The organism is Syntrophorhabdales bacterium (assembly GCA_035541455.1).
Lineage (GTDB): Bacteria > Desulfobacterota > Syntrophorhabdia > Syntrophorhabdales > WCHB1-27 > JADGQN01.
This window is the reverse complement of sequence record DATKNH010000109.1, coordinates 50,980-63,754: the sequence shown is the minus strand read 5'-3', so window position 1 is coordinate 63,754 and position 12,775 is coordinate 50,980. Positions and strand designations below refer to the sequence as shown.

12 protein-coding genes are annotated in these 12,775 nt (G+C 54.8%); all 12 read left to right on the top strand.

Annotation, left to right across the window (positions count from 1 at the left end; translation table 11 throughout):
- Positions 1-1,253, top strand: a 1,253-nt coding sequence (ilvD, locus tag VMT71_11340; protein ID HVN24557.1) for a dihydroxy-acid dehydratase, incomplete at its 5' end; no start/stop codon positions are given.
- Positions 1,254-1,560: 307 nt separating this feature from the next.
- Complete coding sequence (locus VMT71_11335) at positions 1,561-2,529, top strand: tripartite tricarboxylate transporter substrate binding protein (GenBank protein ID HVN24556.1); 969 nt, start codon at positions 1,561-1,563, stop codon at positions 2,527-2,529.
- A gap of 10 nt (positions 2,530-2,539) precedes the next feature.
- On the top strand, positions 2,540-3,223 hold the full coding sequence (locus VMT71_11330) for a cyclase family protein (protein HVN24555.1): 684 nt from the start codon (positions 2,540-2,542) through the stop codon (positions 3,221-3,223).
- 117 nt (positions 3,224-3,340) lie between these two features.
- Entirely contained in the window at positions 3,341-5,182 is a 1,842-nt protein-coding gene (locus tag VMT71_11325) for an aldehyde ferredoxin oxidoreductase family protein (protein ID HVN24554.1), read from the top strand.
- Between the two features lie 38 nt (positions 5,183-5,220).
- Positions 5,221-5,895, top strand: coding sequence for a class I SAM-dependent methyltransferase (locus tag VMT71_11320; protein HVN24553.1), 675 nt, complete (start codon positions 5,221-5,223; stop codon positions 5,893-5,895).
- 97 nt (positions 5,896-5,992) lie between these two features.
- Entirely contained in the window at positions 5,993-6,262 is a 270-nt protein-coding gene (locus VMT71_11315; protein HVN24552.1) for a DUF493 domain-containing protein, read from the top strand.
- Positions 6,263-6,349: 87 nt separating this feature from the next.
- Positions 6,350-7,219: a nitroreductase family protein gene (locus tag VMT71_11310; GenBank protein HVN24551.1), complete on the top strand. Its 870-nt coding sequence runs from the start codon at positions 6,350-6,352 to the stop codon at positions 7,217-7,219.
- Between the two features lie 10 nt (positions 7,220-7,229).
- Complete coding sequence (locus tag VMT71_11305) at positions 7,230-7,790, top strand: HD domain-containing protein (protein HVN24550.1); 561 nt, start codon at positions 7,230-7,232, stop codon at positions 7,788-7,790.
- A 72-nt stretch (positions 7,791-7,862) separates the two neighbouring features.
- Complete coding sequence (locus VMT71_11300) at positions 7,863-8,729, top strand: hypothetical protein (GenBank protein HVN24549.1); 867 nt, start codon at positions 7,863-7,865, stop codon at positions 8,727-8,729.
- 98 nt (positions 8,730-8,827) lie between these two features.
- Positions 8,828-9,391, top strand: coding sequence for a hypothetical protein (locus VMT71_11295; protein HVN24548.1), 564 nt, complete (start codon positions 8,828-8,830; stop codon positions 9,389-9,391).
- Positions 9,392-9,594: 203 nt separating this feature from the next.
- Positions 9,595-10,290 carry an ABC transporter ATP-binding protein gene (locus tag VMT71_11290; protein ID HVN24547.1) on the top strand — a complete coding sequence of 232 codons (696 nt, stop codon included), beginning with the start codon at positions 9,595-9,597 and terminating at the stop codon, positions 10,288-10,290.
- 41 nt (positions 10,291-10,331) lie between these two features.
- Entirely contained in the window at positions 10,332-12,773 is a 2,442-nt protein-coding gene (locus VMT71_11285) for an FtsX-like permease family protein (protein HVN24546.1), read from the top strand.
- The last annotated feature ends 2 nt before the right edge of the window (positions 12,774-12,775 follow it).

Here is a 12,775-nt window from a genome sequence, read left to right as displayed (position 1 = left end):
GCAATCTGCCGACTATACTGTTCACCGGCGGCTATATGCCTGCTGGCCACTACAAAGAGGATAGGCTCGACTGCTCTTCGATGGGGAAGTATTTCGTGATGTACAGGCAGGGTAAGATTACAAAGGAGGAACTGCGCGAGGTTGAAGGCCTCTGCTGTCCCGGTCCCGGGGCATGTTGCCTCATGGGGACTGCTAATAGCATGTGCATTGCCGCAGAAGCCTTCGGTCTTTCTCTGCCCGGGAACTCCGCGCTCTGTGCTACTGATCCGGCGCTTGAAAAACTGGCCGAGGAAGCCGGCCGCAAAGTGATGGAGCTTCTCTGGAAGGATGTCAAAGCACGGGATATCATGTCGCCGGCTGTCTTCCGGAACGCGGTGAAAGTCTGCTGCGCAACGAGCGGCTCGACGAATCTGACCCTCCATTTCCCAGCTATCGCGCATGAGCTGGATTATCCCTTTACGCTTGATGACTTCGAGGAAATCAGCCGGCAAACCCCTTCCATCATGGAAATCAAGCCTTCGGACACCAGGTATCTCATGGAGGATTTCGAGCGTGCGGGAGGATTGCAGGCGGTCATGAAATCAATGGAAGGCCTTCTGGACACAAGCGTAATGACTGCGAGCGGCAAGACCCTGGCTGAGAATTTGAAAGACGCGACAATCAAAGATCATGAGATTATCAGATCCCTCACCAATCCAAAGGGCAAGAACGGAGGCATTGCTATCCTGAAGGGCAATATGGGAGTGGCCGTCGTAAAACAGACGGCGGTACGGCCAGAGATGCAGCGCCACAGAGGGCCCGTAAGGGTTTTCACGCAGGAAGAGGACTGCGTCGATGCTCTGCTTGCGGGCAAAGTAAAACAGGGAGAGGTGCTCATCATACGATATGAAGGGCCGAAGGGCGGGCCGGGTATGAGGGAAATGGTGATGGCAACCTGGATGCTCGTGGAATTGGGTCTGGACAAGTCGGTTGCAATTGTGACGGATGGAAGATTTTCCGGGACGTCGGGCGGGCCCTGCGTGGGACACCTGGTGCCCGAAGCAGCGACAGGCGGGCCGATTGCGGCACTGCGCGATGGAGATGTGGTCGCGATAGACATCCCCTCGCGCACCCTCAACGTGGAATTGACCGAGGACGAGATCAGACAGAGGCTGGTATCATGGAAAGCGCCCGAGCCGAAAGTAACCAAGGGCTATCTTGCCCATTTTGCGAAGCACGCGGTGAGCGCGGACAAAGGCGCCTATCTGGATTGATCACAGAATGGCATTACCTGGGTCTATGAAAACTGCGGAGCGCGGCTTAACCTTTCCTGAGCGAAGCATTGCGGGAGTCTCTCGGGACCCGTCTTATGTTCGGAGGGAGTGGTGCGCGACCGAGGGCGCATGCCGAGGACTGTTTGAGCGCTAAGTCTGCTCGTCGGTGAGCAGGCGTGCGCGAGTTCCGCAGGCAAGCGGAAGGAGACCTTAGTACGGGTGAGAGACGGAGCACTAGTGAGTGAAGGAAATGGTTGAAATCGGGGTTTGGTTGCACAACACCAGAGTATATACAGGGAGGACTTCTATGAAACTATCAGCAGCAGTTTTTGTGAGCGTCTTCTTTCTTTCCTTTCTTCTTTGCGGACCCGGTTTCGGCCAGGAGGACGTCGCAAAATTCCCCAGCAAGCCGATTACACACATCGTACCCGTTCCTCCGGGTGGCCCGACAGATCTCGCAGTGCGACTCATTTGCAAGGAAGCGGAAAAATATCTGAAGCAGCCCATCGTTATAGTGAACAGACCAGGAGGCGCGCTCACAGTCGGGACCGCTGCCATTGCAACGGCAAAACCTGACGGTTATACCATAGGGTATAGCGGAGGACCTCCCCTCTTCCTGACGCCACTCCTGGAAAAAGTACCCTACGATCCGATAAAGGATATACGGTCGGTCATTCAATACGGGGGACTCAATTTCGGCGTCTATGTCAAGGCCGATTCCCCCTTCAAGTCTTTCAAAGACCTTGTCTCGTACGCGCGCCAGAACCCGAAGAAGGCCACCTATGGCACAGTCGGGGTTAACAGCATGGGCAACCTCATGATGGAGGAAGTCGCAAAAAAAGAGAAAGTCCAGATCACGCACATCCCTTTCAAGGGTACACCTGAAGTACAGACAGCCCTCCTCGGAGGCCACGTTATGTTCGGTGCAGGCGACTTCAACGCCTCGCTCGTGGAAGCAAAAGAGATCCGGCTGGTGATGATGCTCAAAGATGAGCCTTCAGCAGAGTATCCGGGCGTGCCCACGATCAAAGAACTCTACGGCTTACCCTACCCCATGTATTTCACGGTCATCACGCAGAAAGCCGTGCCTGACGCAATCGTGAACAAGCTGGAAGAAGGCTTCCGCCAAGCGATGAAAGAACCTGCATTCATCAAGGGTATGAAGGAACTGAGTCTTCCCGTGGCGTACCGGACGGGAAAAGAGCTTGATGTCGTAGTAGCTCAGAACTACAATTATTTTTCGAAGCTTTTGAAGGATCTGGGTGTCGTAAAGTAAGGAGGCCATCGTGCTTTCAGATTATCGGATTATTGATCTTTCCCGGCCTATCCACACAAAGATGCCGGTCTTCCCCGCGATATCCAAGACCTATCTCGGCGTCTTCCTGGGGCACAGTGATACGCTGCGGCCCGGGGGCATATCGTCACAGGCAAATATCCTGGTGATGTGCGATCATGCCGGCACTCACATAGATTCCCCTTTGCACTTCAATCCTGAAGGGACCGGAATTGACAAAATGCCGCTCGATCTGATGGTAGGCAATGCTGTGATGCAGGATTACTGCTATAAGAAAAACGCCGAGTCTATCACGCCTGAGGATATTGAAGAGAACCTCAAGAAGATCAGCGTTGATCCACACGACCTGAAATACATTCTCTTCAGGACCGGTGCAGGCGAGTATTATGACACCGACGAGTATCTCAGCAAGTACCTTGAGGTGCGCAGGGATGCGGTGGAGTGGATGCTGGACCGGGGCATCATGATCTTCGGCGTTGATGCTTCCACCTGCGATCACGCAAAGGATCGCGCGACACATATGCTCATGCGGCAACGTGTCTGCTATCATATGGAAAACCTGGCCAACCTTGACAAACTGCCTCATAACAAGATATTCACCCTGGTCTGCACGCCATTGATGATGGTTAACTCAAGCGCGTCGCCGGTAAGAGCACTGGCCCTGGTGTCCGGATAACACACATACACGATGTGCCAAATACGCCACGCGAGGGCAACGTAGTCGGCACGCCGCAGGGCAGCCACAAGGCAAGCACATTAAGACAGACTGGCAGTACACAGGAGGAATAAGAACATGGCAACAGCTGTAACAGCTCGTCTTTTACGCGTCAATTTAAGTCGAAGAACAACGGCAGTCGAAACCGTTCCGACAGCAACCCGCGAACTCTTCGTGGGAGGAAGAGGCTTCGGCATCTCCTATCTCTACGGGGAGCAACCCGCTGAAGTGGACCCTCTGGGCGAAGAGAACCGGCTTATCTTTCTTGCCGGTCCTCTGGCAGGTGCGCAGGCGCAATCCGTTTCCCGATGGATGGTGGTGACCAAGAGCCCTCTGACTGGGGCGTACGCGCGATCTGTAGCCGGCGCCGATTTTGGCGCATGGCTTCGCTTTGCAGGTTATGAAGCGCTGCTGGTAGAGGGCAAGTCTGAAACACCTGTCTACCTCCATCTGACGAAGGACGGTTGCGCGATAACCGACGCCAGAGATATATGGGGAACAAACACGCTGCAGGCCCAGGACGTACTGCATCAACGCCACGGGAACAGAACACGCGTGGCTTGTATCGGCCCTGCAGGTGAACGCCTCGTACGGTACGCTGCGATTGCCAGCGGAAGGAGAACTGCAAGCCGATGCGGTGTGGGCACAGTCATGGGCTCAAAAAACCTGAAGGCCATAGCCATCACCGCAGACCGTATGATCACGCTTTCTGATCCTGATCTTTTCAAAGAGCTGGCCAAAGAACAATACCGGCTCTATCGCGAGAGCGAGAAGTACGTGCAGCACAGACAATGGGGCACGACAATGACACAGGATATAACCAATACGCTCGGCGTGTACCCCACGCGGAATTTCCGCTACGGCCAGCAGAAGAACGCTGAAAAGCTTTACGGCGAGGAGTACAGGAAAATCAGAACCGGAGAGTTTGGCTGCTACAACTGCTCCGCCCGCTGCGGCAAGGCTCATACCGTCACCACCGGTGAGTATGCGGGAGCGTGGAGCGAGGGGCCGGAGTATGAATCCATATGGGTCTTCAGCGCACCTATTGACAGCACCTCCATCGAAGCAACTATTCGCGCAGACGGACTGTGCGACGATCTCGGTATGGACACCATCAGTGCGGGGAACAGCATAGCGTTTGCCTACGAGCTTTACGAACACGGTATCATCGACCGCAAGGATACGGATGGCCTGGAGCTCGTCTACGGCAATCATCAAGCCATGATCAAGCTGATCGAAAAAATTGCTGCAAGGGAAGGCTTCGGTGATATACTGGCCGAAGGCAGTGTAAGGGCTGCGGCTAAGATCGGGCGGGGCGCGGAAAGCTACGCCATCCACGCCAAAGGGATGGAATTGCCGGCGTACGAGCCACGAGGGGCTAAGTCGCAAGGCTTTAATTACGCCACCTCCAATATCGGCGGGAGTCATTGCTACGGATATGCTCATCAGGAAATATTCGGCGCCCCAATACCAAGAGTGGTTAACAGGTTTGAAGAGGTCCAAAATGCGGACATCGTTATCACCAACCAGAACACTACTGCGACGAACGAAGTCGGTATCAACTGCAGTTTTGCGAGACCATGGGGTTGGTTCCCTGTCATCTACGCGAAGCTCCTGGCTGCGGCCACAGGGTGTGAGCAGTTTGCTGATCCCAATTATCTCTTCAAGGTAGGGGACAGGATCGTCAACCTCGAGCGGGCATTCAACGTACGTGAAGGCTTCAGCCGCAAAGAGGACAGACTGCCGGACCGGATCCTGCACGAGCCTCTTCAGACGTTCGGCGCGCCCGGCGACGGAGAGACGGTAAAAGAACTCGAACAGTTTCTCGATCGCTACTACGAACTCCGCGGATGGGATGAGAAGGGTGCTCCCACTGCGCGCAAATTGGACGATCTCGGGATTGCACACATCGTCAAATAAGGGCTTTGCCTCTTCAGGACCGCCACCAGACGACCGACATGAAAAGGCAGCTCTTCGACGACTGGCCGGATCAGTATGACCGTTGGTTTGAGACGCCTGTCGGTTCACTGGTAAAAGCAAGCGAGCAAGCCCTTGTCATGGAATTGCTCGATCCCGTGGCCGGGGAACGAATACTGGACGCGGGGTGTGGCACAGGCGTCTTCACGCTGGAGATTCTTGCAGCAGGCTCCAGCGTCGTGGGCATCGACCTATCCCTTCCCATGCTCTACAAAGCGCATGTCAAAGCTCAATCCTCGCGCTTCAGCCCGGTAGCGGCTGATATTCTTCGCCTACCCTTCAAGGAGCAGACGTTCGACAAGACTGTGTCAATCACGGCTCTCGAATTTATCGAGAACGGCGGAGTGGCAGTAAGAGAACTCTTCCGGGTGACAAAGGCAGGCGGAGTGGTGCTTGTGGCAACACTTAACAGTCTGAGTCCGTGGGCAAAGATAAGGCGGGAAGAAGCAACGAAAAAGGAGACCATTTTCTCAAGGGCAATTTTCCGGTCTCCCGACGACATGCGCTCGCTCGCACCCCTGCCCGGCATTGTGAAGACTGCCGTGCATTTTCCGAAAGATGTTACTCCGAAGGAGGCAACGCAATTAGAGAAGGAGGGCAAAGAGAAGGGATTGCAGACAGGCGCCTTCATCGCGGTTCGCTGGCAAAAACCATGACCGGCGTTAGGCAGGGCGTGGAAAGTCGTCAAGGAATGCGCTAAAATAACCGCTCCGGTAAAGCAGCCCGGGACAGCGCAAAATCTAGGATGGTTCCATGGCCAAGAATCCCGCAAGCCTTCTGCAGTTTCCCTGCTCTTATCCGCTCAAGGTCGTGGGGCGAAATGTGAATGCCTTTCATGCGTCCGTAAGCGCCATCATAGAAAAACATGTTGCCGAAGGCGAGAATGTCACATACACTACCCGGGTCAGTTCACACGATACCTACATGTCCATAACAGCAACCTTCATCGCCACGAACCAACAACAGCTGACCGCGATATACGAAGAGCTCAGCCGCAACGAGCTTGTACTAATCACCCTTTGATGCAGCGGTTCCGCAGTGAACGACGTAACGATACAACTATTCAGAGCGCTATGCGCTCTGTAGCCATTTTTGTTTCAAGGAGGATGTATGCCGCTCGTGGCCATTGACCCGGAACGCTGCAAGAGAGACGGTCTTTGCCAGCGCATCTGCCAGAAAGTATTCTCGCTGGAGGCAGAAGGGGGAATTCCCTCCGTGGCCCACGAGGAATCATGCAACTCCTGCGGCCACTGCGTCCTGGTGTGTCCTTCGGGAGCTGTCAGCCAGGCCCACTCCCCGCCTGAAAAGATCCATGAAGTGAGGACAGACCTCCTTCCTTCCTACGAGCAGGTACGCGAGATGATCGTCTCCAGACGTTCCATACGTACCTTTCAGGAACGGACCGTGCCGAGGGACATTGTCGAGAAAGTGATCGAAGGCGCACGCTTTGCTCCCAGCCTTAAGAACAGCCAAAGCACGCGATACATAGTAATCCAGGACAAGACCCTGCTTCGTGCCATTGCCTCCCATACGGCCCAATGGCTTGGCAAGGTGGCGAAGAGACTCAAAAACCCTTTTTGGAGAAAGCTTTACATACTGCGCGGAACCAAGGATATCGAACAGGTCCGACAATGGATCAGCCAGCTTGACGTAATGGCAAGCAAGATGCGCCAGGGCACTGACCTCGTCCTCTTCGGAGCCCCGCTCCTCCTTCTTTTTCACGCCGACCAGACTATGCGCTCGGCTGATGTGAATGCAACGCTCGCACTCCACAACGCTACGTTGGTAGCCTCATCACTGGGTCTCGGCGGCTTCTATACCGGATACATCGTAACAGCCTGCGCGCACGAACCCCTTCTGCCGCGTCTGGTCGAACTGCCCAAAGGACACAGCATCTACGGAGGATTGGCTCTCGGGTATCCTGCTATACGGTTTAAGCGGTGGATCGACCGCGAGTGCGCCCAGGTTACGTGGAAATAAGGAAAGAGCAATGAGCGTTTCAAGGAAAGAAGCTTTTCACCTCGTCAAACAGTACATCACGGACCGGAGGCTGATACGCCATGTTCTCGCCGTGGAAGCAGTCATGCGCGCACTGGCACGAAAGCTCGGCAGGGACGAGGAGCAATGGGGGCTTGCCGGATTGCTCCACGACATCGATATAGAAGTGGTGGAGCGCGACTTTACGATCCATGGCAGCCAAGCCGGCTCCATACTCACCCGGCACGGACTCGATCACGAACTAATCGATGCGGTACTCATGCACAATGAATCGTGGCACGGCAGAGAACGGACTACTGAGTTTCAGCAAGCCCTGGCCGCGAGCGACCGACTCACCTTTGTCATAATATCAGTCGGAAGAGCGCTCCCCGACAAGATGCTGCACGGCGTGACGGTCAGCGCTGTGATGGAAAGAATTCACTCGGAGCGTTTCAGGGCCATGCCCGAATATGAGAACATCCTTGAATGCGAGAAGATCGGCATACCCCTCGCAGAGTTTGTCACCACCTGTCTCGACGCCATGAAGAGAGCGAGTGACAAGCTTGGAATGTAAGTCGCATCTGCACCCGAGCGTGACGGGTTGCTGGAAAAATCTTCTCAGCCGTGGATAGGAGGCCGGTATTTTATGAATCATGACGAGGAACTGACGCAAGCCGTAACAGAATTTGCGACGACCAGATTGGACATCGACCTTATCGGCATCGCGCCGGCGGAGAGGCTTCAAGGCGCACCCGAGGGAAGACGGCCTAATGATTATCTCTCCAGCGCCAGATCGGTCGTGGTGTGCGCAATAAAGATTCCGGATGCGGCGGTCGAGGTCGCCGGCCGGTATGACGAAGCGGGCAAGACGCTCGGGCCCTACATGTGGTACGGCTATGTCATCGCAAACTGGAATCTTTCATCCGCAGCAAACCGGTTGGTGAGATTTCTCGAATTGAAAGGCTTCAAGGCTCTACCCTTTCCGCCCACGGGATTGAGCTACAAATACGGGACTGTAGCTGACTTTTCCCACCGACATGCGGCTGTGGCAGCCGGTCTTGGAGAATTGGGTTTCAGCGGCCTTCTGCTGAGCCCTGAATTCGGACCCCGACAGAGGCTTGTCTCTGTAATCACTGATGCGCCGTTGAAACCCTCGTCGATGTATGAAGGAACCAGGCTGTGTCAGCCTGATCATTGCGGCTACGCATGTCTTAGAGCGTGCCCCACCACAGCGATGAGGGGAAAAGAATCATTGGCCATTGGCGACAGGAATTTCGAGCATGCCAAGCTGCATACAGTCAAGTGCAAGTGGCTCTATCCTGAAAAAGGCTTCCGCAGAACCAAAATTCCCATGCCGCCGGAACCAACAAATGAGGACTGGCAGGAGGCGCTGCGATCCGCAAAAATTCATCCCTTTGATATCGCTTTGAACCAGTTCACCTTTGTGCCACACTGCGGAGCCTGTATTTTCAGCTGCCCATCGCCGCGTTTCCACGACTCTGATTTTCACTGATGTCAAGCGTGATCTCTCGGCCGGGCCACATTGATTTTGCCCCAATAAAGCCTTATAATTATAGACGAAAGTAGAAAAAAGAAATTATGGTATATACCATGAAAACGATTCGGGTGATTCTTCTTTTTTCGGTGTTTTTTCTCCTCGGGATTGTCGCAGGTTCGCATGCGCAGGATAATGCCTCTAGTAGCGTGTCCCCTCTCCTGAATGAAAACCAGACAAGCGTTCAGAGTACAGAGCCGGGCTCAAAAAGCGAGTCCGAGGTCTTCTGGGAGCGCCTCGATCTCTCAAAGCTAGGTACTACTGATGAACATGCCGACGGACAAAGCAAGGTTCGGACCTATTCGCTTTACCCGCAGTCATTCTCCGCGGCAAAACCGGAAGCACGTCAGGAGACCCCTGCCCGTTCCTACCTCTTGTCGTACGACGTGAACAAAGAGAGCACACTCGTCGGCATGGCCAACATCGGCAACGCAGACAAAATGGAGCTCAAGAAGTTGTATCAGAGCAATATAGACACTGAACTGCTCGTCGGCTACCAATGGGGTAATTATGGCAGCATTCTTTTTGGACGTGCGGTACAGCTGGATCGCGACGGGGACACGAATTTTGGCCACGTCTACGACATGGGCTGGCGAATTAAGTTCATGAAGACGTTCTAACCCTCTCCACTGTTCCCTTTCCTTTTCCCATGTATCAGGTTTCCTTTCCTTAACCCAGCAGGATTCAAAGGGTCCGGATAAAACTGAAGCAATGAGCGCTTCTACATCTATTGCGGCTTGATTGTCGTGGAAGATGCGTGCTAAAACTTCGCAGCCTGCCTCCATTTGGCCGGCAGGTGGGCAATCCGGGAGAAGCTAAAAGAATGAGCGAGACAGTAATTCGCGTGGTCGATCTCTGGAAGGATTACGCGGACGATCTCACCAATGCTCCTGCCCTGCGCGGCAGCAGTCTTGAAATAGCTGCAGGTGAAGTAATAGCGCTTTACGGAAAAAGCGGCTCGGGGAAAAGCACACTCTTCAACTTGATCGCCGGTTTGGATTATCCCACGAAGGGCCTCATAGAAGTTACCGGACAAGATCTCAGGCTCCTTGGCGAGAAGGGACGAACAAACCTGCGCAGGCTCAGCCTGGGATTCGTGTTTCAATTCTTCAACCTCCTGCCTACGCTCACCGCCTTCGAGAATGTGTTTCTGTCGCTCGAGTTGGTGGGCAAGCCGGATCCGGAGCGGGCCCAAAGCGTTTTAACCGAGGTCGGCCTTGGCGGTAAAGAGCACCGTTACCCTAACGAGCTGTCCGGAGGTGAACAACAGCGTGTCGCCATAGCGCGAGCGCTGGTCAAGCGACCATCCATAATCCTGGCTGACGAGCCTACCGGAAATCTGGACACGGCTACCGGCGATATGATCCTCGATCTCCTCACTCGAAAATGCCGTGAATCACGGACAACGCTGATTATGGCAACCCACGCACCTCTCACCTGCCGTTATGCTGACCGCGTGCTCAAGATGGTAGATGGTATCGTTGTCGAAGATGCAGCATCCGGGGTAATCATTTCTTGAAATCCGTCACCAAGTCATTTCTACGTTATTTGCCGAGGCGCTTGAGTCTCAGCTTCCTTCAACTGATGGGCGTAGCATGCGGGGTTGCCGCTGTGGTGGGCATGACCATGTCGGCCATCACCGCACTAGCCAGCTTCACGAAGGCGGTCGGTTTTTTGAGCGGCAAAGCGACCCATTCCATGCAGCGGCCTGCCGGGCCGATGGAGGAACAGATACTTGCGGCCCTCGCCCGCGATCCGGCAGTGGAAAGGTTCTCGCCCGTAATTGACAGGAAGCTGCGACTTCGGAACGACGACCTTGTACGTTTCCTCGGCATCGATCCTTTTTTGGATCGTGCACTGCGTCCCGAGATCGCCGACTCTCAGACAAAAAACAAAACAGGCGGCCGCACTACTCTTCTTTCCTTTATTCTGGATAACAATACCGTGCTTGTCGACAGGGAACTGGCCCTCCAACTGAACCTATCACCAGGTTCGCTGCTTCCGACCACAAAGGGTACGCTCCGGGTCATGGGCACGTTCTCGAATCTGTCAGGCGAACCGCTCGTGCTCATGGACATTGCTCACGCTCAGGAGCTTTTTGGACTAAAGGGCTTGGTGGATAGAGTGGATCTCATTCTCAATGATCAGACGGGCTTTCGCACACGATGGGAAAAGGGCTTTCTCATACAGTCAGGGCAGGAGCGGAGCGTGACACTGTCTGCGATGCTCGGGGCTTTCCGCCTTAACCTCGAGGCCCTTTCCCTTCTCGCCCTCTTTGTAGGTGTCTTCCTGATCTACAATACGGCGATGTTTGCGGTGGTGAACCGCAGACGCGACTCCGGGATTCTGCGCAGCCTGGGCGCCCGGAGATATGAGATCATAACAGCCTTCCTGACGGAAATTCTCATACTCGGCGTGGCCGGGGGTGTACTCGGCAGTCTTATCGGTTTTATCTTGACCCGATTCTTAACAGCGCTTATCGGCACCAGCATCAGCGATCTCTACTTTTTTCTCCGACCCGAACCTGCCGTCTGGTCGAACTGGGTTTTGCTTGCCGGGATAGGCCTTGGCTGCGGAGCCAGTATCCTGGGCGGCGCCCTGCCGCTGCTGGAAATAGTCCGCACCGAGCCGATAAAAGCTCTCTCAGGCCGGGTAGTTGACCGCAAGAGCGGACGCATAGCCCACAAGACATCGGTTGCCGGTCTGGCAATCATGGCTATCAGCGCTCTTCTTCTCGCCCTGCCGCGGACGCATATTTATGTGGGATTTACCGGTGTCTTTGCCTTTCTAATCGGGGCCAGTCTCCTCACAGGCACGATCCTCGTCGCGGCCCACTCCAGCCTGAAGTGGCTGTTGGGCTTCCTGGGCGGACTTCCTGGAAAAATAGCCGCCGGGAACATTCGGCAAAATCTTGGCCGTACCGCTGTTGCGGTTGCTGCGTTCATGGTAGCTCTTTCCATGTCTGTCGGTCTCGGCGCCATGATTGGCAGCTTCCGCCAGTCGCTTGTCTGGTGGATGGACTCACAGCTCCGCGGTGAGATCTATATAGGCAAGATAGGCGAGGCCGATGTACCCGAATCTTTCTATGAAGAGGTCAAGCAGATTCCCGGCTTGGGCGGGGCAGATCCCTACCGGAATGTCCAGGTACTATACCGCGGCGTTCCTGTCTACGTCGCCTCTGTCGATGCTGCCGTGGTGCAGCGATTCACGCGCTTTGGATGGCTGAAAGGCGGAAGCGAAAACTGGGATCCGGTCAAGCACGGCGGCGTAGTTATCTCCGAGAGTTTCGCGCGACGTTTTCATATTAATTCCGGCGACGCGATAGTGCTCGAGGGAGCGCACGGCCACGAAAAATTCATGGTAGGCGGTATCTTCTACGACTACACAACAGAGCACGGTCTTCTGATGATGGATCGCTCCACGTTCCTTCGCGTCTTTGGAGACCATACCATCAACAGCCTTGCGGTGTTTATCGATCCTGACAACCCTCACCGGGCAGAAATTATTCATGACATAAAAAGAAGAGCTGAGGCCAGGGGCCTGCCCGTTCAGACCCAGTCACAGCTTCGCGCCAGTATCCTCAAGGTGTTTGACAACACCTTTGCGGTCACCCGCTCCATGCGTGCTCTGGCGATTGTCGTTGCCTTCTTCGGCATCGCAGGTGCGCTGCTCACGCTGTTCATGGAGCGACGTCGCGATTTCGGCATCTATCGCTCCCTCGGCTTCTCAACATTTCAGATCGCCACAATGACGCTTTTGGAAGGACTGGGCATGGGCGCGGTCAGCTATCTTCTGAGCACCGGCGTCGGTACAATTCTGGCCGTTCTCCTGATCAACGTGATCAATCTGCGAAGCTTTAACTGGACCATATTCTTCTATGCTGAGCCGGGTCCCTATGTGTGGACTGCGCTGACGGCCCTTGTCGCAAGTTTAGGGGCTGCCGCCTACCCCATCTGGAAAGTGTGCAGAACCTATCCCCAGATGCAGATACGGGAGGAGTGAGA